This window comes from Bacillus sp. OV322, assembly GCF_900112495.1.
Classification (GTDB): Bacteria; Bacillota; Bacilli; order Bacillales; family DSM-1321; genus Peribacillus.
Genome location: NZ_FOMA01000007.1, coordinates 202,276 through 228,690, shown reverse-complemented (window position 1 = coordinate 228,690; position 26,415 = coordinate 202,276). Strand labels below are relative to the sequence as shown.

Here is a 26,415-nt window from a genome sequence, read left to right as displayed (position 1 = left end):
AAAGGATTGGGCTTTTTTGTTTTACAATAAAGGTCATCTATTCAAAAACAATGATTATATGGATGCAGATACAATAAACGGGTTGATGGAGCCGCATTTTCGTGGTCTAATTGGCATGTGAATGCAAGGGCAAGGCAATATAAATAAAACTTGAATAGGAAAAATAATATCAAAAAAACTCTACTTATTCTAATAGGGAATAAGTAGAGTTTTTGTATAGAGATTCAGAAAATTTTACATAGTCACAAAATTATTCCCTAAGATATTCCTGTCTGAATTAATTGTATATTGCGATAATTAATAAAACTATAAACATTTATCCGGAAATGGCCGTTATATAGTATGAATTCAAAATAATAAGCAGGGATGGATTTTGTTATGAAAAAAATTCTGATGTTGTCAATCATACTGGTCTTGCTGGCTAGTGCAGCAGGTTGTTCTAATCAAGATAAAACAGCAAGTGCCTCTAAGCATAGAGTTAAAATCGGCATCATGCTGTCGGATGCAGGCCTTGGAGATCAATCCTTTTCGGATGCAGGCTTTGAAGGTCTTGAAAAAGCGAGGGACACTCTTGGAGTGAAGTTTGATTACAGGGAAATCGGTGAAACGAAAACCTACGAAAAAGGGCTGGAGCAATTGGTGAAAGGAGGAAATGATTTAGTTATAGGACTTGGATTTTCCATGCAGGAAGCCATGGACAAAGTAGCTAAAAAATATCCTCATACGGATTTTCTGATTGTGGATTCTGAATCAAAGCTTCCTAATGTCTACTCCGTAACTTTTAAAGAAGAAGAAGGGTCTTATTTAATCGGTGCCATTGCTGGCATGAAGACGAAGACCAATACCTTAGGCTTTGTAGGAGGGGTGGATGTTCCCTTGATCCGAAAATTTGAAAAAGGATTCATTGAAGGGGCAAGATCCGTTAATCCAAAAGCAAAAGTTATTTCCCGGTTTGCGGGCAGCTTTGGTGATGACAAGGCAGGGGCTAAGATAGCTGAAGATTTGATAAAAAAGAAAGCGGATTATCTGTATCAGGCAGCAGGATTTACAGGAGTGGGCGTAATCCTAGAGGCACAAAAGGCCGGTGTTTATTCATTTGGAGTAGACAGCGATCAATATTTTGTAGCAGAAAAGTCAGTCGTGTCATCGATGCTTAAGCGAGTGGATGTAGCAGTCTATAACGCGGTGAAGGAATATGCGGAACACGGAAAAATCAAACAAAAAAACAGCAGTTTAGGAATCAAAGAAAACGGCGTTGGAATCGCGCCAATTACGGTTATTAAGCTTTCACCAGCGGAAGATGAAACATTGGATCGCCTGCGCAGCAATATTTCCGGCGGATCCATAAGTATACTACCTTAAGAATTGAATGGAGTAATCACATATGAAGCTTAAACAAAAAATATTAATAATGTCACTTTTACCTTTGTTTTTGTCTGCCATTATCATAGGATACAATATTTTGGGACTTAAAGCCCTAAAGTCCTCGACTGAAAGTACGGTAGCATTATTAATGAATGTCGAAGAGCTGAATAGCTCTGCAAAAAGCATGGGAAAATCATTGAGTGCTTATTCTCTTAATATTTCTGACAGCAATGCAAATGATATTTCAAAGGATATCATGGCATCAAAGGCGGCGTTTAAAACCTTAAAGGGAAAAATTAATGACAAGGAGGAGAAGGTTTCTGTCAACAGGATCTCCTTAAAGCTAGATGAAATCAGCGAAACCTCGCTTAAATCTCTCTCTGCAAAAAATCAGGCGGAAATTAAGCGGCAGTCATTAAGAACCAAGGGAATGATGAATGATATTTATGAACTGAAATACTCGATTAATCAGCAGTATGAGCAAATGCAGCAGAATCTGAAAAATCAAATTCAGGGGATTGTGACCTTTTCTTTAATTGCCTTAGGTATCCTTTTGGCAGGAAGTGTGGTTTCATCCATTATCTTTACCCGGAGGATTACCGGGCCAATTAATAAAATTGCCCAAAATGCAAGAGAAATTGCGGAAGGCAATCTGAATGTGCAGACGATAAAAGTTCGGACGAAGGATGAAGTAGCCCAACTAAATAAAGCATTTAGTCAAATGACAGAAAACCTGAGAAGGGTCATTGAAAGGGTCGGCAATAGTTCTGGCCAGCTGGCTGCATCAGCGGAAGAGCTGATGGCAAGTGCTGATGAAACAATGAAAGGAACAGAACAAATTACTTCATCCATTCAGCAGGTATCTGCGGGAGCAGAACAGCAGACGAAAATGAGTGTGGAGTCAGTACAATCTGTTGAACAAACAACAAATGCAGTAAAACAGATATCAGACAATGCTGCCGCTGTCCTGCAGCTTACCATTTCAGCCAATGATAAGACAAAGCAGGGATCCGGGTATGTTAACGAAACCGTTTCTCAAATGAAGTCTATCCATGAATCTGTAGAGCAGACAGATACTGCATTAAATGAGCTGCATACCCGTTCTGATGAAATAAGCACAATATTAAATCTGATTACGGCCATAGCAGATCAAACGAACCTTCTTGCGCTTAATGCAGCAATCGAAGCTGCACGGGCGGGTGAAGCAGGAAAAGGATTTGCTGTAGTGGCAGATGAAGTAAGGAAACTTGCAGAACAGACAAGCCAATCAGTTTCACAAATATCCGGCATCACTCAGGATATTCAAAAGGAAACAGTTAAAACGGTACAATCAGTTGGATTTGTAAAAGAAAAGGTTCAAACCGGGCTGGATATCGCCAATCGAACAGAAATGATTTTCAGCGATATCCTTGCTGCCATTCTGGAGATGGGCATACAAATTAAAGGAATTACTGAGGTTTCCCAGGGAATTAATCAGGAAGTCGGCCAGATATACGGCCATGTGCATGAAATGCTGAATGTTGCTTCCAATACATCAGGAAGTGCCGTTGATGTAGCTTCAGCATCAGAGGAACAGCTTGCTTCCATGGAGGAAGTAAATGCTGCAGCTGTATCTTTGTCCAGCTTGGCTGAAGAGCTTCAGAGCTCCATATCCTCTTTTAAATTATAAAGTTCTATTCGGATTTCAAATTGCTAGTCCATGCCAATTCTTCTGGTCCGCCAGAGAGTGCTGTCAGCTGCAGAGAAATCATCAGATACAAGTCCAATTTATAAGACAAAGCCCGCACATGCCATGCTGCGGGCTTTGTTATACTATTTGGCTCTTTTCTTAAAGATTGTTGTTTTTTAAAATTGTTATGTGAGGCGTGCCCATTGTCAAGTCAGGTTGATTGGAGTGTAAGGTGCAAGACTTCTGCTTAGATTAGCAGAACAAGAGAGACCTAAGCAGGCGCAGCCGAGGAATCTCATCGCCTGAAAGCGAGCATCCTGGAGCGGAAAGCAGCCACCTTGTTTCATAGCAACAAAGTTTATGAAGACAGCTTGCTATTTTAATTTTTCGTTCTCTCTGCATAAACATTTGTATGTATGAGGAAGAATTTTCTTGAATTTTTTTTGTATTAGAGTGATAATGAAAATTAAAATTCACAGACTATTACGAAAATAGGAGTTGTGTCAATGAAGGTTGTAAAGTTTGGAGGTTCATCCCTTTCTACATCTGAACAAATCAAGAAGGTTTATAACATTGTAGTTTCCGATCCCGAGAGAAAAGCAGTAGTGGTATCGGCACCGGGCAAGAGATTTGAAGAAGATGTGAAAGTCACAGATTTATTAATAGAGTGCGGGGAGCGTACGTTAAACAACAGGGAATATGATGAAATTGCTGCCGCAGTCATTTTAAGGTACCAACAAATAGCGGAAGAGCTTCAGCTTCCCAGCAGCGTTGGGGAAGAAATCAGCCAAAACATACTTGGCCTTTTAAAGGGAAAAAGAAACAATCCCCGCAAATACCTGGATCGCATTAAAGCAAGCGGAGAGGATAACCATGCCAGGCTTATTGCGGCCTATTTTCAGTCACAGGGGCAAAATGCCAGCTATATGAACCCAAGGACCGCTGGCCTGATTGTCAGCAATGAACCAGGAAACGCACAGGTTCTGCCGCAATCCTACGAACGTCTTTCAAAGCTCCGTGAGCATGAGGGCATTATTATTTTCCCTGGTTTTTTTGGCTATAACACAGAAGGAGAAGTAATGACGTTTTCAAGAAGCGGATCGGATATTACCGGTGCTATCCTTGCAAATGGCATGGGTGCCGATATATATGAAAATTTTACAGATGTTGATGCTGTTTATGCTGTGAATCCCAGTATAATCACTCATCCCAAGGAAATCAGGGAGCTGACATACAGGGAAATGAGGGAGCTGTCATATGCCGGATTTTCAGTATTCCACGATGAAGCATTAGTTCCGGCGTTCCGTGCAGCCATACCAGTCCATATCAGGAATACGAATAATCCTGAAGCTGAGGGAACACTTGTGGTAAGTTCGCGTGATAATAAAAATGGCCCAGTAACCGGGATTGCCAGCGACAATGGTTTTTGCAGGATTTATATCAGTAAATACCTAATGAACAGGGAAATCGGATTTGGCAGAAAGCTCCTGCAAATACTTGAGAAACATGGAGTTTCTTACGAACATATACCCTCAGGCATTGATGATGTGACGCTTATTCTGAGGCAGGAACAAATTGGCAGAAACGAAGAAGATATGATTATCAGTGAAATCAAAAAAGAACTAAGGGCAGATGAAGTGGTGATTGAACGTGATCTTGCTTTGGTCATGATTGTCGGGGAAGGAATGAGGCAGAATGTTGGTACAGCTGCAAGGGCATCTCAAGCTTTAGCTGATGCTTCCGTAAATATTGAGATGATAAACCAGGGCTCTTCTGAAGTGAGCATGATGTTCGGGGTGCATGAAAATGATGAAAAAAAGGCGGTTGGCGCCCTTTATCGGGCATTTTTTTGAATGGGAGGTTTTTATTATGCTGATATACCTTTGCAGAGGTTATTGGCATTTTTTTTAAACCTATATGTGCATTTGATCTAAACCTATGATGACAATCACAGCAACTAAATGAACCGCTGCGATTATGGCAAAATGATATCCTTCTATCCCGTCAATCATCTGAAAAACTATGGGAAACAAAATAGTTATCGAACCAAACAGCATGACAACTGCCCCTATGCGCCCAGCTAGTTTCTTTTCATTATTAGGAACGAAAACTTCATTGTTACCTGCAATAAATGATGTTTTTCCCCTCTTGCGCAGTGAATATCCTGTTATAAATATCAAAATACCTGCAGCCATTATAGCCAGGGAAGCTATGAGCATCAGTTCCCCCTCCTCACTTTATTAAAAGGCTGTTGTCGTAAATCTTGCTGATATGGAACGAGGAGGCTGATTTCGGCTTCAGGATATCAGCCTCCTCTGGGTCAATTCCGCAGGAGTCTCGCACCCCGCACTTCAATCAAACCCGTCTAACAATGCAATGGCCTCACGGAACTCATTAAAAACATCAATCTATAAAAAAGAGATTAATTTGTGATTTTCAGATAATCTTTTACATTAAGTTTTTATCCTCTTATATGAAAATGCAGAAAAATTTTCCTTTATTTTTCTTTTGCAATTCGTCATCATTAAGATAAAAGATTGGAGGACATAACTTTGTTGCTGCATCTTCGGGTAGTCATGTTTATTTTGTTTTGCTGGTTTTATTATGATAATACTCCCCCGGGCCATTTCTGGTCAAAGGTGTTTGTGGTGCTGGTGCTCTTTGGTCTGGTAATCAGCCATTTCTCTATGTTCTGGACTAACGGCAGGAAAACTCGGCTGGCCAATATATATTTGGACAGCGGGTTATGCTTTGCCCTTGGATTTGTTTACCTGAATTCATCAGCATACCTTATTCTTCTAGGCATAATTGCAATGACCCTGTTCATGTCTATTTCTGACGTCAGGATTTTAAAAACTTACAGCATCCTATTTCTTCTATTTCTGCTGGCTGAATTTCTGGCGCGTTTCATTGTTTATGGATCATTTGATTTTTTAGGCGGTTTATTAAATGTTTCGTTTGTTGCTTTCGGAGCAATCGGCGGTAACCTTGTCAGGAAATTGTATGATGCAAGCGACACGCTGAATGAGCAGTATAAAAAACTGGATGAATCACACCGTGCTCTATCAGAAGCCCACTTTCAGCTGAAACAATATTCTGATCAGGTGGAAGAGCTCAGTACGGCAAGGGAGAGGAATAGGGTTGCAAGGGAAATCCATGATACTGTCGGGCATAAAATGACAGCGCTGCTTGTTCAGCTGGAGCTTGCACGTGAGTTTCTTGCACGTGATGTGAAAAAGTCAGAAGATATTCTTGCTATTTGCGATCAGCTTGCCAGGACATCGCTTGAGGAGGTCCGCTATTCTGTCAAAACATTAAGAAGTGATGATAAAGGAGAACAGAACCTGATTATGGCAGTCCGCACCATGCTTGAAGATTTCCATCAAGCCGCGGGCGTGAAAAGCGAGCTTAAGCTGAAAGGAGATCCTTCGACAATCCCTGATTCAATGAGGCCTACAATCATCAGGGTCATACAGGAGTCACTGACGAATGCTAAACGCCACGGTGCTGCTTCAAAAAGCCATGTACTTATTGAGTGCAGGGAAAGTGAAGTGAAATTAATGATTTGTGACAACGGAATTGGTACTGCTAAGATAATGCCGGGGTTCGGTCTTGTAAATATGAAGGAGCGAATTGAAGAGCATGCTGGCACAATCTTTTTTGAAAGCCTGGCTGGCGGAGGCTTCCAGACGGAAGTGACATTTCCGCTTTTGCAAAAAAAATGGATGATAGGTGGAAGCGCATGATAAAAGTAATGGTTGTGGATGATCAGCCTCTGATCAGGGACGGTTTGGCCACTCTCTTGGATTTGCGGCCAGAGCTCCAAGTAGCGGGGACAGCGGGGAATGGGCAGGAAGCTTACGAAAAAGCATTGGAGCTCAAGCCGGATATCGTGCTGATGGATATAAGAATGCCTGTCAAAAATGGTGTTGAAGGAACAAAGATGATTACTTCGAATATTCCCTCTGTTAAAACACTGATGCTGACAACCTTCAGTGACAGCGAACTGATATTCGAGGCGCTTTCTGAAGGAGCTAGCGGCTATTTATTAAAGGATATGCCAACAGATACAATTGTGCAGGCTATCATTACTGTGCATTCAGGCGGCATTGTACTTCCTCCGGATGTAACCGGGCAGATGGTTCAGGAATTAAAGAAATCAAGAGGGACTGAAGATTCCGGCAGGACTTCAGAAGCTCCTGAAAGCTTGCATGACTTAACGGAACGTGAGCATGATGTTCTCCGGCAGCTGGGATATGGACACAGCAATAAAGAAATAGCCGGAATTCTTTTTATCACTGAAGGCACAGTGAAGAACCATGTATCTAATATTATCAGCAAGCTTTCACTAAGGGACCGCACACAGGCTGCAATCTTTGCAGTAAGATACGGCATAGCCACTTTCCCCGAATCCTGAGCATGGATTGTGCATATGACTTTTGGCATATAGAAAAGCATGGAGACCTGTAAAAGGGTCTTTTTTTTATGACTGTAAATCTATCCCTGGAGAGATGGTAAAAAGTCATTTACGCAATAAGATGTTAGTAAGAAGACTATAGAAAACCAAAAGGAGCGGATGAACCGATGCTGGTCGTTCAGGATATAAAAAAATCATTTTCTCATAAAGAGGTAGTCAAAGGCGTTTCATTTACAGTGGCAAAAGGAGAAGCTTTTGGTCTGTTAGGGCCAAATGGTGCAGGCAAGTCAACCACCATCAGCATGATTTGCGGCTTGCTTCCATATGACTCAGGCGAAGTGACGGTAGGAAATGCATCTGTTAAAAAAAAACCTATGCAGGTGAAAAAGACAATTGGCATCGTTCCGCAGGAAATTGCTCTGTATCCCACTATGTCGGCAAAAGAAAACCTGCTGTTCTGGGGGAGAATGTATGGATTAACAGGAAGAATGGCAAAAAAAAGGGCAGCTGAAGTATTGGAATATGTGGGTCTAAGCGATAGGGCTAAAGATAAAATTGAAACATTTTCCGGGGGAATGAAGCGGAGAATTAATATCGGGGCTGCGCTGATGCATGAACCCGAGCTGCTTATCATGGATGAACCTACTGTAGGGATAGACCCCCAATCAAGGAATCATATTTTGGAAACAGTGAAAATGCTGAATAAATCCGGAATGACAATTATATACACATCCCATTACATGGAGGAAGTAGAGTATTTATGCCAAAGAATCGGAATTGTTGATCAAGGAAAGATGATTGCGATAGGTGATAAAAACGATTTATGCAGCCGCCTTGCAGGCGGAACGGTCATTACCGTGTCTGTCAGTTCTTTTCAGAATGAATTGATTGAAAAAATAAATAGCCTTCCTGATACAGAAAAGGTCACTGCGGATCACGATACTTATTCACTGGATATTATTGTGAAGGATCACAAACGGGCAGCTGCTGGGATTTTGTCATGCTGTATGGAGTCAGGCGCAGAGGTATTATCATTCGAAAGAAAAGATCCTAATTTAGAAAGCTTGTTTCTTCAATTAACGGGCCGCTCATTGCGCGATTAAGGGAGGTTTTATTCATGAAAATTATTGCCATAGCATGGAAGGACTTCAAGATACGGATTACGGACCGCAGAGGGTTTCTGATGATGCTGATTATGCCGCTGGTTTTGACTGCCATTCTTGGCACAGCACTAAAGACCGTCATGGCAGGAGATGACGGAATCCAGGATACAACAATTGGCTTTTACGCAGCTGACGGTGATCCGCTTTCAAAGTCATTTAAAGATGAGGTGCTGAAGAAACTTGATTTTATAAACATTAAATCAGCAGATAGTGAAAGCAGTCTGGAAAGCCTGCTGAAATCAAAAAAAATCGATGCAGGCATAGCCATTCCTGCCAATTGGAGTTCAGGTTTAAATGAAGGAGAACTGAAAAAGGTGAAAATATTCAGCGATCCTGATAAAAAAATCCGGTCTCAAGTAGCAGAGTCCTTGCTTACATCATTCAGCGAGCGTGTTAAAACAACCTCTCTTGCGACTAAGGCTGTTATGGGGGACTTAGCGGCCGTGAAACAGGTTTCTTCCAATCAGCCCGATTTAAAGAGTGCTGCCAAAGATGTAAGAAGTGAAATAATGAAGGCCGGAGAACAGGAGCCGCAAATAGCCGAGATATCCATCGGCAAAAAAATGGTGGATTCAAAACAATATTATGCCGCTGCTATGTGTGCCATGTTTCTGCTTTATAATATTACAATAGGAGCTAAGTCTTTATTGAACGAAAAAACGACCGAAACTCTTTCAAGGCTGCTGATATCGCCAACTAGAGGGATGTCAGTCCTTATAGGTAAATTTCTTGGCACATGGCTATTTTCATTTATCCAGTTTACACTATTTTTCATGGTGACTTCCCTTTTCTTACATGTGAATTGGGGCGGCAATAATCTGCAGGTAATATCTATTGGACTATTTTACTCGTTTGCTGTATCTGGTTTATCTATGATTATAGCGGCCTTCATATCTGATATAAAGACAGCAGATTTAATCGGAAGTGTCGGACTTCAGATTATGGCGATATTGGGAGGCTCCATGCTGCCGATTTATGCCTTTCCTGATGCTCTTCAGGCTATATCAGCATTTACCCCTAATCATTGGGCAATTACAGGCTTTTTGGATGTGATGTCTGGAACAGACTGGAACGGCTTATATGCTGGATTTGGAGTATTGGCAGGAATTGGAGTATTATCGCTGTTTGCAGGAACCTGGAAGCTTGGAAGAAAGATTGGATAGGGGGATTGGGCATGAGAAAAGCCTGGAATATATGCAGTGCTGAAATCGGATTAATACTAAAAAAACGAAGAAGCTATTTGACGATGTTTGCCATGCCATTATTATTCACGCTTCTTTTTGGAAACATCCTTGGCGGGGACGGAGGAAGCCAAAAGCTGAAAATACTGCTGGTGGATCAGGACGGAACATTTCTTTCTAAGGAGTTAGGCAGGGAGATGAGGAAAGACAATCCATATTTCACACTGGAGAAGTCAACTTCAGCGCAAGCGGAGAAAATGCTTGAAAACAAAAAAGCGGAGGGCATGATTAAAATACCAAAGGATTTTGAAGAAAAGCTGAAGGCAGAACAAGACCCTGCCATCTCTTTCCAGAAAATCCCTGAATTCACATCCAGTGGAACGGTGACTGGAAGCTTATCCGCCTCTTTAACAAAAATGAAAATGAATCTTGCTGCGTCAAATGCCTGGAGCAGGTACAGCGGCGGGGATGTAAGGGAAATGTATGGGAAGCTGGCAAATGAAACAAAGGATCCCTCACAAAAAATAGAAAGGATTACGGTTTACGATCATCAAAATGACAATCAGGCTTCAAAAATATCTGCCAGTGCTTCAGGGATGTCCATCATGTTTGTCATGATTGTCATGATGAGTGTGACAGGAACTATTTTAGAAGCCCGTAATAATGGTGTCTGGCATCGCTTGCTCATTGCGCCTGCTAAAAGGGCTTCCATAGCCAGTGGGTATTTGCTTTCCTTCTTTATCTTAGGGTGGATTCAGTTCGGGACACTTATGGTGCTCACACATTATCTGTTTGATGTGAATTGGGGCAATCCTCTTGTTCTTTTCATTCACGTATCGGCAATGCTTTTGGCCATTGTCGGCCTGGGATTGATTATAGCGGGAACAGCAAGGACGGCTGAACAGCAATCAGCGTTTGGCAATCTTCTCGTCATTTCAACCTGCATGATCAGCGGAGTTTACTGGCCCCTTGAAATCGAACCTCCCTTTATGCAGAAAATTGCAGAATTCCTGCCGCAAACATGGGCGATGCGGGGCTTTAATGAAATTTCCCTGAATGCATCAATCTTGGATAACATGCATAACGTAGAGGTCCTGCTTTTATTTGCTGCAGTCTTTCTGGTGATTGGCATAAGGAAAATCAGAATATAATTTGAAGACAGCTGGCCTGACAGCTGTCTTCTCTATTTTTTTTGCCGATTGAATCATTTGGGAGCCTTCATCATTCAGGAGGCTTTTTCGTTCAGGGCAGTATAGTCAGTAGCTCTTCAAGCGGTTTTCTTTCACGGGGGGAAGGGATTTTTTCGGGATACCCGATATGCAGGGATCCAACAATTCGTTCGCCGGGAGCAACACCGGCTGCATTCCGGAATTCATGGCTGTGAATCATTCCATAAGTTTCCCAGATCATGCCAATGCCCTGTTCCCAGGCAAGCAAGCTGAAATTATGAATGAGGCAGCTTGTAGCCGCGTAATCTTCTTCTCTCATACTAATATTTGGATCTTCCTTCATCACTACGATTAAAAACATAGGAACATTTTTTAATTTATCGTATGCCCGCTGTCCCGCTTCGTTTTTCTTCTCAGGATCTCGTTCTTTAGCTGCATTGAAGGTTCTGCTTGCTTCTGCAAGCTTTTTTTTGCTTTCTCCCTGTACCAATATAAATCTCCATGGCTGGGTCATTTTATGATTAGGCACCCATACGGCAGTCCGGAGTAGTTCTTGGATCAAATCGGCTGAAACAGGCTGTTCTTTAAATACTTTAATACTCCGGCGATCTTTTATGATTTCTTTAAGCTCCATGTTCATTTCTCCTTTATAAATGCAGGCAAATGATATAAATATGAAGATTTGCAGCCTCGCATCTTTCGTTAATCAGCAAACTAATTGAAAATCATTATCATTTAATTATTCCCATGTTCATTTACCAATGTCAAGTCTATGTTTTAAAAACATGATCAGTGAAAAAATAAATTCTGATTATTTAAAATCCTGATCAAACATTGTATGATATGGAGAAGGAAACGCGGAGAATTCAAGATATTAGTTTGACTAAATAATAATAAAGTATTTTAAAAAGGCTTTTTTTCGCAGACTTTATTGATTTCCGCTCCAGATGCTCGCTTTCAGCGGGGCAGCAGGTGAGCATCCTCAGCTGCGGAGGCGGGGTCTCACTTGTTTCATCTAAGCAGGAGTCTTCCGCCTTACGCTCCAATCAACCTTAACAATGAAATTACCGTACAGAACACATTAAAAAACAACTATCTATAAGAAAAGAGCCTTTTAAAATAATGACATAAGATGAAAGGATCCCTATTGGCCTCTGGGGAGAATGGTGACAGACATGAAAAAGGTTTTTTCGTTTTTAAGGCCATATCGCATCCCGATGGGCTTTGCGGTCATATTAATGCTTGTTGAGCTGGGCGTTGAACTGCTTCAGCCTCTGTTAATGGCAAAGATTATTGATGAGGGGATTTTGAAGAAGGATTTATCGGTGGTCATGCTCTGGGGAATGGTGATAGTAGGGGTATCTTTGTTTGCATTTGCGGGTGGAATCATCAATTCCTTCACTGCCTCACATGTCTCACAAAGCTTTGGTTATGACATTAGAAAGCAATTATTCGAGAAGGTTCAATCATTTTCGTTTACCAACTTAACAAAATTTCCTACGTCATCCTTGATTACAAGGATGACGAATGATGTGACCGTCCTTCAGAACACGGTTTTTATGAGCTTGCGGATCATGATGCGGGCGCCCTTGATTGTCATAGGAGGAGCCATTATGGCACTGACTGTGAATATGAAATTAGCGTTCGTATTGGTAATTTCCATCCCTATCCTTGTTTTGTTTATTTCTCAAGTGATGAAACATGCTGGAAGGCTATTCCGAACTGTTCAGGGAAAGCTGGACAGCGTCAATAGTGTGATGCGTGAAAATCTGACTGGGATGAGATTGATTAAGGCTTTTCTCCGCAATGATTATGAAGAAGACCGTTTTGATAAGGCGAACGATACTTTAAGAGAAAAAACGTCCTCATCACTTCGTCTTATAGAAACCACAATGCCATTTTTGCTGATGGTGATGAATATTTCTGTTCTCGTCATTCTATGGATTGGATCTAAGCATATCCAAACTGGTGACATAAAAGTCGGGGAAGTAGTGGCGATTGTGAATTACGCTACCAGAATAACAGCATCATTTTCTGTTTTTTCCTGGCTGATCATGTCATTATCAAGAGCCAAGGCTTCTGTTGAGCGGGTGAATGAAGTATTTGACACAGAAGTTGATTTGCTGGACACAGCAGAAAGCAGGGCAGGCAATGATGTGAATACGGGAAAAGTCGAATTTAAATCTGTTTTCTTTTCGTATCCTGGGAGCGAAGAATCTGTTTTAAAGAATATTAGCTTCACGGCAGAAGCAGGGGAGACTGTGGCCATCCTAGGTGCCACTGGTTCTGGAAAAACCTCGCTGTTCCAGCTTATTCCCCGTCTTTTTGATGTGAATCAGGGAACCATTATGCTGGATAACCTTGATATAAAGTCATTTAAGCTTGATCATCTCCGTAAGCAGATCGGGTATGTGCCACAGGAATCCCTTCTTTTTTCGGGATCGATCAGGGAGAATATTGCATGGGGAAAGGAAGGGGCATCTTCTGAAGAAATATTGGAAGCAGCCAAAAATGCTCAAATTCACGAGTCAATCATGAAGCTACCTAACCAGTATGATACATTGCTGGGCCAAAAAGGCGTTAATCTATCTGGAGGGCAAAAACAGAGGCTTTCCATTGCAAGAGCACTAGTGCGGCGCCCGAAAATCCTGCTCTTGGATGACAGTACGAGCGCACTGGATTTGAAAACAGAAGCAAAGCTTTTAACAGCACTCAATCAATATACGTCAACCACATTGATCATTACCCAAAAAGTCAGCACAGCAATGGCAGCAGATTCCATACTTCTTATGCAGGACGGGGAAATGATTGCAAAAGGAACGCATGAAACCTTGTTAAGCGAGAATGAACTGTATCAGCAGATTGCCGCATCACAGTTTGGAAAGGAGGGCATGCACATTGAGAAGAATAGCTCATCCTTCTAATGGAGGGAAAAATAAAAATTCCAAACCAAAAAACTCCATGAGAACGATTCGATTGATCTGGAGATACCTGGCCGTAAAAAAAGGGATGTTAGCACTTGTCATGCTTATGGTCGTAGCAAGTTCAGCCTTCGGGTTGCTTGGTCCATACCTTGTCGGAAGGGCAATCGATCATAATATTGTGGGAAAAAACAGCAGCGGGCTTATTGGCCTGCTTTGTGGTTTGCTTCTCGTTTATATCCTGTATTCCCTTACTACCTGGCTGCAGAATTATTGGATGATCGGGATTGCCCAGGAAACGGTGTATACGATGCGGAATCAGCTGTTCAGGCATCTTCACATGCTTCCGATTCCGTTTTTTGATAAGCGGCAGCATGGTGAACTGATGAGCAGGGTTACCAATGATATTGAAAACGTAAGTTCTACGTTAAACAGCTCAGTCATTCAGCTATTCTCAAGCCTTCTTACTCTGTTGGGGACGATTAGTGTAATGCTATGGCTTAGCCCAATGCTCACCCTGCTCACTTTATTGATCGTGCCGCTGATGTTCTTCGGCATGAAGTGGATTACTGCAAGAACAAGCAGGCTGTTTCAGCAGCAGCAGCGCAACATCGGCGAGCTGAACGGATTCATTGAAGAAACAATGTCAGGGCAGAGGATTATTAAGGCTTTTTCACAAGAAGAAAAGGTGACTGCTGACTTTATTGCCAAAAGTGAAAAACTAAAAAAATCCGGTTATCTTGCCCAGGCTTATTCGGGTTTCATCCCCAAACTGATGAATACACTGAATAATCTCAGCTTTGCGATCATTGCGGGAGTAGGAGGGTTCCTTGCGGTAAAAGGGATGATCTCAATTGGGGTCATTGTTATTTTTACCGAGTATTCCAGGCAATTCACACGCCCTTTGAACGACTTGGCTAACCAGTTTAATACCCTGCTTTCGGCAATTGCAGGAGCAGAGCGTGTATTTGAAATATTAGATGAAGAAGTTGAGGAGAAGGACGAAAAGAAACCCCTCGTTTTTGAAAAAATAGAGGGCGAAGTAAATTTCGAACATGTATCATTTTCTTATGAAAAAGGAAGCAGCACTATTGAAGATGTTTCCTTCCATGTGTCACAGGGAGAAACCGTGGCGCTTGTGGGACCGACGGGAGCGGGTAAGACCACGATCATTAATTTGCTGTCAAGATTTTACGAGCCTGATTCAGGCAGCATTTTCGTCGACGGTTATGAAATTACCGAGGCCAAACGGGCCAGTCTGCGCCGTCATATGGGTTTTGTTCTGCAGGATTCGTTCCTTTTCCAGGGAACAATCATGGAAAATATCCGGTATGGAAGGTTGAATGCAACGGATGAAGAAGTCAGGGAAGCCGCAGAAATGGCAAATGCCCATTCTTTTATCGCCAAACTTCCCAATTCCTATAATACCGTTCTTAAACAGGATGGAGGAGGAATTTCACAGGGGCAAAGGCAGCTCCTATCCATCGCACGCGCACTATTGGCAGATCCATCAATTCTGATCCTGGATGAAGCAACAAGCAGCATTGACACAATAACAGAGTTGAAGATCCAGGAAGCACTAAAGCGCCTGATGAAAGGAAGAACAAGTTTTGTGATTGCCCACAGGCTGAACACCATTCAGCAGGCAGATCAAATCCTTGTCCTGCAGGAGGGGCGGATTATTGAAAGAGGCTCACACGAAGAGCTTTTAAATAAAAAAGGATTTTATTTTGGGCTTTACAGCAGTCAGCTGGATAAATCGATATCATAAATTTATTTAGCGGGCGGACACCGGAAAAAGGGAACATTTTGTTTCCTTTTTTCATTTTCCGGCTGTGTACGCCATTCGCTTTTTCTGATATGTCTTTTCTGGGAGAGGATTATAGTTCTATCATGATTGATTTGTGCTAATAAAAGGATTAATATATCGCTTGACGATATATAACAGTTCGAAGCAACGCTAGGGGGCTTAATGATGAGAAAGAAAGCTGAAAATTTCTTGCCGCTTACACATTCCACTTTTTATATTTTGCTTGTTTTGGGAGAGCCGCTGCATGGATATGGCATTATGCAGAGAGTAGAGGAAATGAGCAATGGAGAAGTAAAACTCGGTCCTGGTACGCTGTACGGCGCACTCAGCAAGCTTGAAAAAGAAGGACTTATTGTAAAAATAGATGGACAGGAGAACGAGCAGGAACGAAGAAAAAGCTATATCCTTACCGATCTTGGGAAAGTTGTCGTTACCCTGGAATATAAGAGGCTTCAATCCCTGGTTGAAAAATGTGAGGCTATTATTGATATCTTGGGAATGTAGTATGATCTTTCGGGGATTGAAGAGATATTTACATTTGATGAAAATGTTAAAGTTATTCATACTTTGATGGAGTCTGAGAAACTGTTTGCCGTTCTAAAAGTCTGTTCAACACATGCTCAGTGCCCGAAATGTAAGCGGTTATCACACCGCCGTCATAGTCGTTATGCCTGGAGCGTAGATGATCTTCCAGTTTCAGGGCATTCGGTTCACCTGACTGTTCTTCTGCAAAAATGGTATTGTGCTAACCCTGAATGTAAAACTAAAATTTTCACAGAACGCTTGAATTGGTTAAGTGCGTCAAGCAGAAAAACGAATAAACTGGAAAAAGCTGATTCGCCAAATTGGATATTCAAACAATTGTTTAACAAAGAAGGTCTGCATGGACATGCATATTCCGATAAAAATGATGTACGGACGTGCAGGGATAAAGGTATTATTAAATCGTTTGCGTTTCAGCTTGTAAAAGAATATGAACATAATTTTTTTCGCCAGAAGATGACACGATAGCTTAGGGTTAATGTTAATAATATCCACCAAAAATCCGTAAGAACCAACGTTAATGTTGATATTTCATCAAAATGAGTTCTTCTTGTAGGCTTATTCTTCAACTAACACCCGTTAGCTAAATAAGATTAGTTCCGTTTACAATAGGTTTGCTCTTTCAAAAGTTTTTTGTTCTTCAACATAAAGGTCTTCTGAAATCATCCAATTATTTTCCCGTATATCACGAGCCTCTTCTCTGTCTCTTTCAATACCTCGTGAAAGCCTTATTTCTCGTGGACATTCAACCCATATTGTATAGTCGTACTTATTTGATAATTCAATGCAAATGGAATAAACACCTTCTATTATGACAATTCCACCGATTGGAACAGTATGCCATTCTGCTAAATCATCCGTCTCCCAGTCATATCGCTGATAACAGCCCTCTTTGTTTTGACTAATAGGTTCTAGAACATGTTTTAGTACTCGTTTCAAGTCAAAATCCGCACCAATGATTTTTTTCTCTGGATAGGTTTTTATTTGTTGAGAGGATGGTAAATAAAAATCATCCATATGTACAACAGTGACATTAGAACATTCAACCTTCAATTTATTTGCGAATGTGCTTTTTCCTGAATCCCCACAACCATCTATTCCAATTAACAAAGTTGATTGTTTTCTTGAAATGGAATTAATTAAACTAACCAGCTGCCCAAAATTTTCAAATTCACCCTTTTTAGTTTTGAAACTCACTATATCACCACCTTAATGTTAGTAAATATTTAGTTCTTCAAACATTCCATCTAAACCTGCTAATTGAGGTAAACTAACCTTTAGTTGAAGAAGAAAATCAACAACATACATTAACAAAGCCAAAAAAATAAAGCCATATCAGAGGAGGGATTCTGAGGTCCTTCCAGGCCAGGATACATTGATATATAACGATTAATAGAGGCGGCCGGCCAGATGGCCGCTGTAACCATGGCTGAACTTTCGGCTGGCTGCAATGAGAGAGGCTTAAAACAGGTAATGGCACTCGATAATGTCAGCCGCTGGAAGGAATTGAAAAAATCATTCTATGGTCTTCATCAGGAAAAGCCTGTCAATCGGATGTAAACATCATTTAAATGGCAAAGATGCCAAGTAACCCTTCGTTCGGATTTGTACGGAGGGTTATTTTTTTTAAAACAAATGGAAAATATTTTGTTTTTCACCAAGTTTTCACCATTCCCTTTTAAACTACTAATTATTAAAGAGCGAAAGGAGGAAAAAGCATAAATAAGAAAAAGGTGGTTTTTTTGGGTATTATCCTCACTTCAGCCATTTTCGTGTTCCGTTTACTTTACATGCCAGGCGGCCACCGCGTCTTTGCTGGTGAACATGGCCATGGGCGAGGGGGACAAGCAGGCGGGTATGGGCCACAAGGAGGATTTGGAGGACATCGCCAGTTTATGGACTCTCCTCCCCATGAGGGAGGTTCCTTTTGGCTGGGGCTCCTAATGGGACTAGCTGTTCTTGTTCTTCTAGTTTTTCTAGTAAGATGTTTTAGAAAAAAAACAAAAGTTTCATCTATGAACGAGTTTATTGACACAGCTTTGCAAAGCTCTCATTCACCGGCTGTGTCACAGAATGCAAGAGTCTTAGATCAGTGGGAAAAAAATATTGATAGTAAAAAGGAGAATGAATAAGATGGGTATTTTTAAAAGATTAAAAACGATAACAATGGCTGAAATCAATGAAGGATTAGACAGGATTGAAGACCCGATTGCGATGCTCAATGAATACTCAAGGGAAATGGAGAATGAAATTGCAAAAGGGCAAAAGGCATTAGCCGCACAAGTTTTTACAGAAAAAAAGCAAGAGGCTCTTATTTCTGAAACAAAGGCATTAGTGGAAAAGCGGACACGCCAGACAAAGCTTGCTATTAAACAGGAAGAGGAGGCGATGGCTAAGCTTGCTATTCAAGAAAAACTCACCAGTGAAAAGCAGCTGAGTCTTTATCAGGAACAGTTGGAATCCATTAAAGAACAAACACAAATCCTTTTGGAAAAACTGGAGCAGTTAAAGGAAACCTATCAATATATGCAGCAAAAGAAAATACTTTTGGCTTCAAGGGCCAATGTGGCGAGGTCGATTAAACAAATACAAAAATCAACGGTTTCTTTTCAAACAGATTCAATTGCTAGGGGGATAGCCCGAGCAGAAGATCGAATCTTACTGATGGAGGCAGAAGTACAGACCGGCCAACAATTCTATGCTCCTTTAGCTCAGTATCATCCTCTGGATGAGCATTCTATCAGTGACGAAGCAGTGAATTCGGAATATGTAAAGCTTAAAAATGAAAAAGAGGGTATTTTGTCATAACTCCAGCAGCCACTAAAGGAAGCGCCCAAGGGGTTGGGTGCTTCCTTCTCTCTTTGATTATGAATATAGCAGGTTTAACCGGAACCCGTATTAGCCGTTTTTAAGGTTTAATATAATATAGACAAAATCAGCCGGGCACGCGGCTTTTTCATGCAGATATAGGCATTTATCCCATTCATCTTTCTGCTGCTATGAAAATACACTCCTTGGTATGGCAAACATGCAATCTTATTTTCGATTCGGAGGAATTCATTTGAAAAAGAATTATACAAAAATTGTATTGGATTTATTGATGGCAATTACTTTTGTGCTGCTTATGAATCCTAGAGTATTAAACGGTTTGCCGTTTCATGAAATTGCAGGACTGGTAATAGGAGCGGCCATTCTTATACACATTGGTTTGAACTACCGCTGGGTAATCAAAACAGTCCAAAAAATTGGTGACTCTAAACTCCCGAACAAAACACGATTTAGTTTTTTGTTAAATCTCCTGCTATTAACATCGATGGCAATGGTCATTATAACAGGAATATTGATTTCAAGGGTGGCAGTTCCAAGTCTCGCCATTCAAGGGAGCCCCTCGATTCGCGGCATCCACAGTTTCTCTGCTGATGCAACACTTGCATTGGTGGGTCTTCATATTGGGGTACATTGGCAATGGATGATGAGTATCTGTAAAAGGGCGTTTAAGTCGAAGGAAGGAAGTTTCAGGAAGGGTGTTATTGCAGGAGCTGTCCTATCAATCGCCATTTTGGCAGGAGGAATTCAATTTTTTTCAACTCAAGCTGCTTTAACCAATGGTGATTTCAATCCTCAACAAATGCAGCAGGGCAGGCAGACATTTAATTCAGGTGATACAGCGAATTCACGTCCTGGGCCGCCAAATGGAAAATTTCATGGAAAAGAACAACATGGCGGCGGCAGCAGCCCATTTCTTGTAGTTCTTAACTACTTTGCGATTTGGGCAGCAATCATCATTCCTACTTTTTATTTGGAAAAGCGGATATTAAGGAAAAAACTGCAGTCAAGAGATGTGAGTACCCTCAGTTAGTGTTTAATCCTTTCGCCAACTCCATTCCATCAGGGAGGGCGAGAAACAGCTTCATATGCCCAAAATCAGCTGTTTGCCGGACAATGAAACGATTTCTCATGGGCATTTAACCAGTATTTCGAATCATTGCCGATAGCTTTCTTTTTATAATAACTACCAAAAAGAAATTAGGAAGATGGTATCTAGATTGATTTGGCGCTGGCAATTTAATTGCGTAATTTAACACAGTAAGAAGTATGGCCGAAGCAATCAGTCGTCAATTTAAAGGAATCAATCAATAGTGGCTTCCTCTTGAAATGGAATTGAGAGGGGAATAGCGTGATAGGCTAGTACAGCAATTGGGAAATATCCGCTGCTGTTTTTTTTGATTGAAACACATATTTTACTAAAAGGACTGTTCCTTAAGATGGTTGATATAAGTTTTTGGATTTTTAAATGAAATGATATGTTGAAACTGCAGATAGATATTAGAGAGGGAAAAAGCCGTTTTAAAAAGCTTTTGGGGGTCAGTTTTTTTCACTTGATCCCAATATTTTATTGTAGTTGCCTGTTTTCACCTTATTTTCACCATTGCCGCTTATAGTACATATATACACAGCTTGTTGATCATCGCAGATATTCAGAATCAGGGAGGCGGTTGAAATACAAGAAAAATAAAATCTTCCAATTATGCCCTTTCACCAAACTTTCACCAAGTGATAGTAAAGTAATATTTGTGCCACAGCAAAACAGATTTTTTAGAGCTATACAGAGTCAACTCTTAAAAGAAAAATTAATTGAAATTTCAAAGGAGGAAAAATGGAAATGAAGAAAAATAAGATCGTTGGATTCGTAATGACTGGAGCTTTAACTTTAGGAATGATTGGTGGAGGAGTGGAAGCATTTGCTGCATCAAATACAGCTTCTACATCGACTGTATCTGTAGAAAAGGCAGCGAATGTACAGGCTTCTTCAGATAATGTGACCAAACAAAAGGTCCGGGCCATCATGAAAGATCTTACAGGGAAACTAACCAAACTAGGTGTACGGCTGCCAGTAAAAGGCGGACATCACGGGTTTGGGGACCAGCTGGCAAACCTTGATTCCGCTACAAAAGCTAAAGCCCAAAAGATCATGGACCAAGAAAGAAAAGGCAGCATCACGCATGACCAGGCCGAAACAAAGCTGAAGGCGCTTGGAGTGACCCTTCCTGAGGGGCGTCATGGAGATGTGCTGGCAAACCTTGATTCCGCTACAAAAGCTAAAGCCCAAAAGATCATGGACCAAGAAAGAAAAGGCAGCATCACGCATGACCAGGCCGAAACAAAGCTGAAGGCGCTTGGAGTGACCCTTCCTGAGGGGCGTCATGGAGATGTGCTGGCAAACCTTGATTCCGCTACAAAAGCTAAAGCCCAAAAGATCATGGACCAAGAAAGAAAAGGCAGCATCACGCATGACCAGGCCGAAACAAAGCTGAAGGCTCTTGGAGTGTCCCTTCCTGAGGGGCGTCATAGAGATGTGCTGGCGAACCTTGAGTCTGCGACAAAAGCTAAAGCCCAAAAGATCATGGGTCAAGAAAGAAAAGGCAGCATAACGCATGACCAGGCCGAAACAAAGCTGAAGGCGCTTGGAGTGACCCTTCCTGAAAAAGGAGGAAACCCGGGAAGTCATCGAGACCCGTTCGATAATTTAGATTCTGCTACAAAGGCGAAGGCCCAAGACCTTGTCAAGGATGCAAAAATTAAATTAGCGAAATTAGGGGTAGATCACCTTCCATTTGAAGAACTGCAGTGATTAATACAAATCCAAATATGTTTGCATGAGTAAGAAGGGATGGTTTCTTTCAGCCATCTCTCTTTATTTTGAAAAAGAAAGAAAAACTCTGCTAAAGACTCATATTGTTTATCTGATTTCGTTCGTTTACTTTATACTTATATTACATATATCAATAAAACATTTTGCGCGAGAAGGGGGATTGGCGTGAACATTCTTTTGGCTGAGGATGACTTGCAGCTTGGTGAATTAATTGGATTTATGCTAAAGAAAAAGGCAGGGTATAGGGTTGATTGGGTGATGGAAGGCGAAGATGCCTATGATTATGCTGTTTCATCTCATTATGATGTACTGATACTGGATTGGATGATGCCAAATGGAGACGGCGTTTCTGTGTGCAGGCGGCTTAGAAGCCAAGGATATTCCGGGGCCGTTTTAATGCTGACAGCAAAGGATGCAGTAGAAAACCGGATAGAAGGATTGGACGCAGGTGCAGATGATTATCTTATTAAGCCCTTTGAGATTGATGAGCTTCTGGCCCGCATACGTGCACTCTCACGGCGGAATTATGCTCCCATTCTTGAAGAGCAGCTTTCTGTTCATGATATGGTGTTAAACCGGACAAGCCAAACAGTTGACCAAGGAGGAAAAGAAGTTCAATTAAGTCCGCGTGAATTTCAATTGCTTGATCTATTGTTACAAAATAAAGGGCAAGTATTGACCAGAGAGGTTATATTAGACCGGATTTGGGGGTTTGATGCAGATGTGTCAACCAAAACAATCGATGCAACGGTAAAGCTTCTGCGGAAGAAGCTTTACATCATTGGAAAACCAGATTTACTTCATAGTATAAGAGGAGTGGGGTATAAATTTGAAAGCTGAAAACATCCACTTTCTGCATCCTTTTAAAAAACAAAAGAAAGATGACTTATTTAAAAGGACTCAATTACGCCTAACCCTGTTATACAGCGGTTTGCTGATGATTTTTCTGATATTGTTCATTATTGTCGTCTATGCCTTATTATATTCTACAATCTTTAAAGACCAGGAACGTGAACTGGAAACAAGGGTGAATCAAGAAGCGAAAGGCATTGAGATGTATTTAAGCAATCTGCATCAGTCTGATTTATCCGAAATACAGGCCCAACAATCTGTGGTACAGGACGTTGACCAATTTTTCTATTATATCGTCAATCGTTCTGGGCAATTGGTCTCGGGCAATGAAAGGATTCCTGATCTCCGGCCAGAGCTTCTGAGAACGGTTAAAGGGTGGCAGGCTTCACCGAATGAAATACGAAAAAAGACACTGAACGTCACCTTTTCTGGACATGGCCCAAAAGGAAAAGAAAGGAGAGAAGGAAAATCGGGAAAACCGGAGTTTGAGCCTATCAAAAGAAAAGGATCTGTTCGCCTGATGATATCTGGCCATCCGATTATCTCTAATGGAGAAAGAGTTGGAACTGTTTATATTGGAAAAGAGGTTTCATTTGCCTATCAGCTGTTTAATTGGCTTTTAATTATTTTGTCAGGTTTGGCGGTTCTTTTTTTAGGGGTGGCTCTGATTATCAGTTATTTTATGTCTAAAAAGGCAATGGTCCCGATTACTCATGCTTTTTCCAGACAAAGAGAATTTGTGGCAGATGCTTCTCATGAATTAAGGACACCATTAAGTGTCATGCTGTCATCCATTAATGCCATGGAGATGATATTGGAATCCGATGAAGAAGATTACTCCCATAAGCTGCTGTTTAATATGAAAAATGAAGTAAATAGGATGACAGGATTGGTTGGTGATTTATTGACTTTGGCTCGTTCCGATTCGGGGTCTGTCGAGCTTATAATAGAAAAATTTGATTTTCGGCTTGCAGCCCAAAAGGCGCTTGATGCGGTGGGGGCATTAGCTGAATCGAAACAAATCAAACTAACCATAACTGCCCCAGAGACCTTGTTGATTCATGGGGATTCACAAAAACTTACTCAGTTATTGTATATTTTGCTGGATAACGCTATTAAATACACCCCAAATGGAGGAGAAGCAAATCTCACCCTGTCTCTTCATGAAAAAGATCTGCTTATTACTATGAAGGATACCGGAATAGGGATTTTTCCTGAGGATCGAAGCCTGATATTTGAACGTTTTTACCGGTCAGATAAGTCAAGGTCAAGGCAAGCAGGAGGACATGGACTTGGCCTTGCCATTGCAAAGTGGATTGCGGAAAGCCACGGAGGCACCATTCAGGTTATGAGTGAAATAGGGAAGGGCAGTGAGTTTTCCGTCAGTCTTCCGTTTATAAATGGCTAATGGTTTCTAAAATCGGCTACCTGATCCGCACATTTAAGGCCGAAATATCAAGCATCATGAAGATTGTTAACCAATATTTATTTGAATTTCTTCTTCCGATTTTTGTTTGTTTTTTTAATGGCTCTGCCTAAAGGCATCCGGTTCCATGTATCCTTTTCCGTATTTCGGTACAACTATGAACGATTATAAAGTCTCATAGTTGAGAAATGACTTGTAAAACTGGGGCACTTACATAATATACGTAGTTGTCCCATTGGCCACCGGAAGCATTACTCAATGGAGTTCTGCATACAATGCATTAGGGCCTGTGAAGCTTTGTAATAAGCAGCCTGAGAGCTATCCCTCCTGGATGGCTTTTTTCTTTTGCGCAATTTTTCGTACAAGCTGGTAACGTCCGTTTCACTTAATAACAATATAACACGCCGTAGTTTGACCATTACGGCATTTCTTTTAAAAATGGGATTACTATGCCAGAGTTGATGCGACCACATGGGCCGCGAGGTTGTGGTGAGGGACTGTGATGGAAGAGAGCATCGTGGGATAATGGAAGCCTTTGACCCACCACGGGGAGTATTTATTCGTACCGGATTCAGGAGACGCTTTTTTTCTTTCATTTTTATTTTTATAGCTGCCGTTTTTTCATTCCGTAGAAGACGCATATTTTAGGAAAAAAGTTTCGTTTAAACAGTGGCATCGATTAAGTCGGATATATTTCAGCTTGTTTTTTTGTGAATTAAAAAAGCCTATTAAACGCAATTAATAGGCTTTTAATGATTCAGTTATCGATTAATAGCCGGATCCTCCAAACATGCAAGTGCATCCGATGATGATTAACAAGATAAACAATACTACGATTAGAGCAAATCCTCCACCATATCCATCTGCCATTTTATCCACCCCTTTGCGTAATTTCTTGGTGTCACTCAATTTATCCTATGTTCAAGTAATCACGGGCGGACAGGGCTTTTTAACAAGGTTTTTGTCCATTTTTGCAACTAAAAAAGCGCAGGTGTTATGCTGCGCTTTTCAAAGGAGTTAATGTCTGTATCGGAGTCGTTTTGGCTTAATACGGCTTACTTTAATTTATACTGTATTAACGAAACGGACAAGGTCATCTGCCTTATTTGCGCAAAATTAGTCGACTACCCTTTCGGAGAGTAGCCGCACATGCTTGCAAACACGAGGTAGTAAATGTTATCCCTAAATGATAAAAGGGCGCAAAGTCAAGACGGCTAACCGATCCTGGAAACCCACAGGAAAAGTCGGTTCGCTATAGTTACAAAGGGACTCTTTTGTATTGAGAGTGTTAGAACCCCTACATAAAAGAAAATCTTTAATGGGCGGACTAGTTACAAAGTTACTAATGGAAATTTTTTATTGGGGATGATTATTGGAAAACGAAAGTGTCTTATTTTTATCCGAGTTATGTAAACAGTTGGCATTTGCATGTAGTGAATGAATAAAAAAACATGTATCAAATTTTGACATTGATAATTTACAAGAATATGAATTAGAGCGGCTCTTTGGAAGGTTATATTCAGATTTGTGTAAACAAGCTAAGCACAAAAAAGGTCCTTTTTACATAGTATTTTTGGCTTAGATAGTTTATCATCAAAAATAGTGGAAGAAAGCATTTAAAATACATACCACAAGGATATATTGACGGAATATACATGCTTTTAAGTAGTGTAAAAGGGAGGGACTACGAATTTGATTATTTTCCAATGCAAATTCCTTTTTTTCTCTCGTCTAGAGACGGTAATTTTATTGAACGATTTCCTAACAAAAGAGGAAATTAATTATGGGTATAATGTTTGAGATGGAATGCCTGGCTATGTTTCCGAGATTTTAAGACAATTGAAGGACTTAAAAGCAAAGAATGAAGTAATAAATAATTTAACTCTTAATTTTAATAGATTATTAGAGAAAAATTGGTCTCAGTATAAAACCAATGATACAGATTTTATTAGACTTATTTCATTAATTACTTTTTCTCGTGAACCAATATTGATTAATGATGTAAATAAAATTATTGGACTATCAGAATGTGAATAATTCGAATATATTGAGGAAACTGGTTTTATCGAGATTAGGGAAGACAAGTTGTTTTTTTAGTGCTTATAAAAACTTCTTTCAAGAAAAATTGAAAGGATGGATAACATCAATATTGCAAGATGAGAAAAATTCAATTAAAGATTAATTCTTTGTTATATCTGCCAGAACTATATGAGGAACAAATTTTAACTGAAAACCATAGAAAAACT

The 26,415-nt window shown here is 40.7% G+C and carries 24 protein-coding genes; 20 read left to right on the top strand and 4 right to left on the bottom strand.

The window, feature by feature from the left end; all coding sequences use genetic code 11:
- The first annotated feature begins 378 nt into the window (after positions 1-378).
- The 3 genes from BM126_RS18110 to BM126_RS18100 all read left to right on the top strand — a co-directional run bounded on the left by BM126_RS18110 (position 379) and on the right by BM126_RS18100 (position 4,887).
- The gene (locus BM126_RS18110; protein ID WP_090990822.1) at positions 379-1,362 is read left to right on the top strand and encodes a BMP family lipoprotein; all 984 of its coding nucleotides are present in this window, start codon (positions 379-381) and stop codon (positions 1,360-1,362) included.
- A gap of 22 nt (positions 1,363-1,384) precedes the next feature.
- Complete coding sequence (locus BM126_RS18105) at positions 1,385-3,034, top strand: methyl-accepting chemotaxis protein (protein WP_090990821.1); 1,650 nt, start codon at positions 1,385-1,387, stop codon at positions 3,032-3,034.
- Between the two features lie 506 nt (positions 3,035-3,540).
- Positions 3,541-4,887 carry an aspartate kinase gene (locus BM126_RS18100; protein WP_090990820.1) on the top strand — a complete coding sequence of 449 codons (1,347 nt, stop codon included), beginning with the start codon at positions 3,541-3,543 and terminating at the stop codon, positions 4,885-4,887.
- Between the two features lie 60 nt (positions 4,888-4,947).
- Here the strand turns inward: BM126_RS18100 and BM126_RS18095 are convergent, their stop codons facing one another.
- Complete coding sequence (locus tag BM126_RS18095; protein WP_141770100.1) at positions 4,948-5,229, bottom strand: hypothetical protein; 282 nt, start codon at positions 5,227-5,229, stop codon at positions 4,948-4,950.
- A 357-nt stretch (positions 5,230-5,586) separates the two neighbouring features.
- On the opposite strand from BM126_RS18095, the gene BM126_RS18090 reads away from it, so the two are divergent.
- The 5 genes from BM126_RS18090 (at position 5,587) to BM126_RS18070 (ending at position 10,946) form a co-directional block, all read left to right on the top strand.
- The gene (locus tag BM126_RS18090) at positions 5,587-6,780 is read left to right on the top strand and encodes a sensor histidine kinase (RefSeq protein WP_090990818.1); all 1,194 of its coding nucleotides are present in this window, start codon (positions 5,587-5,589) and stop codon (positions 6,778-6,780) included.
- Positions 6,777-7,451, top strand: coding sequence for a response regulator (locus BM126_RS18085; protein ID WP_090990817.1), 675 nt, complete (start codon positions 6,777-6,779; stop codon positions 7,449-7,451). The genes BM126_RS18090 and BM126_RS18085 overlap by 4 nt, the downstream gene beginning before the upstream one ends.
- A 167-nt stretch (positions 7,452-7,618) precedes the next feature.
- Positions 7,619-8,554 carry an ABC transporter ATP-binding protein gene (locus BM126_RS18080; protein ID WP_090990816.1) on the top strand — a complete coding sequence of 312 codons (936 nt, stop codon included), beginning with the start codon at positions 7,619-7,621 and terminating at the stop codon, positions 8,552-8,554.
- A gap of 14 nt (positions 8,555-8,568) precedes the next feature.
- Positions 8,569-9,777, top strand: coding sequence for an ABC transporter permease (locus BM126_RS18075; protein WP_090990815.1), 1,209 nt, complete (start codon positions 8,569-8,571; stop codon positions 9,775-9,777).
- A gap of 11 nt (positions 9,778-9,788) precedes the next feature.
- Entirely contained in the window at positions 9,789-10,946 is a 1,158-nt protein-coding gene (locus BM126_RS18070; protein ID WP_090990814.1) for an ABC transporter permease, read from the top strand.
- Between the two features lie 91 nt (positions 10,947-11,037).
- On the opposite strand, the gene BM126_RS18065 is transcribed toward BM126_RS18070, so the two are convergent.
- Positions 11,038-11,598: a nitroreductase family protein gene (locus BM126_RS18065; protein ID WP_090990813.1), complete on the bottom strand. Its 561-nt coding sequence runs from the start codon at positions 11,596-11,598 to the stop codon at positions 11,038-11,040.
- 541 nt (positions 11,599-12,139) lie between these two features.
- Between BM126_RS18065 and BM126_RS18060 the strand changes: the two genes are divergently transcribed.
- The 4 genes from BM126_RS18060 (at position 12,140) to BM126_RS22015 (ending at position 16,706) form a co-directional block, all read left to right on the top strand.
- Complete coding sequence (locus tag BM126_RS18060; RefSeq protein ID WP_090990812.1) at positions 12,140-13,888, top strand: ABC transporter ATP-binding protein; 1,749 nt, start codon at positions 12,140-12,142, stop codon at positions 13,886-13,888.
- Positions 13,889-13,925: 37 nt separating this feature from the next.
- Complete coding sequence (locus BM126_RS18055; RefSeq protein WP_090990896.1) at positions 13,926-15,656, top strand: ABC transporter ATP-binding protein; 1,731 nt, start codon at positions 13,926-13,928, stop codon at positions 15,654-15,656.
- Positions 15,657-15,860: 204 nt separating this feature from the next.
- Entirely contained in the window at positions 15,861-16,199 is a 339-nt protein-coding gene (locus tag BM126_RS18050) for a PadR family transcriptional regulator (RefSeq protein ID WP_090990811.1), read from the top strand.
- A 66-nt stretch (positions 16,200-16,265) separates the two neighbouring features.
- Complete coding sequence (locus tag BM126_RS22015; protein ID WP_141770099.1) at positions 16,266-16,706, top strand: transposase family protein; 441 nt, start codon at positions 16,266-16,268, stop codon at positions 16,704-16,706.
- Between the two features lie 135 nt (positions 16,707-16,841).
- On the opposite strand, the gene BM126_RS18045 is transcribed toward BM126_RS22015, so the two are convergent.
- On the bottom strand, positions 16,842-17,390 hold the full coding sequence (locus BM126_RS18045) for a uridine kinase family protein (protein WP_090990895.1): 549 nt from the start codon (positions 17,388-17,390) through the stop codon (positions 16,842-16,844).
- Between the two features lie 258 nt (positions 17,391-17,648).
- Here BM126_RS18045 and BM126_RS22550 point away from each other — a divergent pair, with 258 nt between their 5' ends.
- The 7 genes from BM126_RS22550 (at position 17,649) to BM126_RS18015 (ending at position 24,151) form a co-directional block, all read left to right on the top strand.
- Positions 17,649-17,798 carry a hypothetical protein gene (locus BM126_RS22550; protein WP_177201487.1) on the top strand — a complete coding sequence of 50 codons (150 nt, stop codon included), beginning with the start codon at positions 17,649-17,651 and terminating at the stop codon, positions 17,796-17,798.
- 212 nt (positions 17,799-18,010) lie between these two features.
- On the top strand, positions 18,011-18,370 hold the full coding sequence (locus BM126_RS18040; protein ID WP_177201486.1) for a hypothetical protein: 360 nt from the start codon (positions 18,011-18,013) through the stop codon (positions 18,368-18,370).
- Position 18,371: 1 nt separating this feature from the next.
- Positions 18,372-19,046 carry a PspA/IM30 family protein gene (locus BM126_RS18035; protein WP_177201485.1) on the top strand — a complete coding sequence of 225 codons (675 nt, stop codon included), beginning with the start codon at positions 18,372-18,374 and terminating at the stop codon, positions 19,044-19,046.
- A gap of 253 nt (positions 19,047-19,299) precedes the next feature.
- Entirely contained in the window at positions 19,300-20,097 is a 798-nt protein-coding gene (locus tag BM126_RS18030) for a DUF4405 domain-containing protein (RefSeq protein ID WP_177201484.1), read from the top strand.
- 804 nt (positions 20,098-20,901) lie between these two features.
- Positions 20,902-21,870 (top strand): hypothetical protein, encoded by a 969-nt coding sequence (locus BM126_RS18025; protein WP_090990894.1) that lies wholly within the window; start codon positions 20,902-20,904, stop codon positions 21,868-21,870.
- A gap of 186 nt (positions 21,871-22,056) precedes the next feature.
- Positions 22,057-22,731 carry a response regulator transcription factor gene (locus tag BM126_RS18020; protein ID WP_090990807.1) on the top strand — a complete coding sequence of 225 codons (675 nt, stop codon included), beginning with the start codon at positions 22,057-22,059 and terminating at the stop codon, positions 22,729-22,731.
- A complete protein-coding gene (locus BM126_RS18015) occupies positions 22,721-24,151 on the top strand; it encodes an ATP-binding protein (protein WP_256213171.1) in 1,431 nt (476 codons plus the stop codon). Before BM126_RS18020 ends, BM126_RS18015 begins: the two co-directional genes overlap by 11 nt.
- A 786-nt stretch (positions 24,152-24,937) precedes the next feature.
- Here BM126_RS18015 and BM126_RS18010 read toward each other — a convergent pair.
- Positions 24,938-25,039, bottom strand: a complete 102-nt coding sequence (locus tag BM126_RS18010) for a YjcZ family sporulation protein (RefSeq protein WP_090990806.1) — start codon at positions 25,037-25,039, stop codon at positions 24,938-24,940.
- Between the two features lie 936 nt (positions 25,040-25,975).
- Here BM126_RS18010 and BM126_RS18005 point away from each other — a divergent pair.
- Complete coding sequence (locus BM126_RS18005; protein WP_090990805.1) at positions 25,976-26,206, top strand: hypothetical protein; 231 nt, start codon at positions 25,976-25,978, stop codon at positions 26,204-26,206.
- The last annotated feature ends 209 nt before the right edge of the window (positions 26,207-26,415 follow it).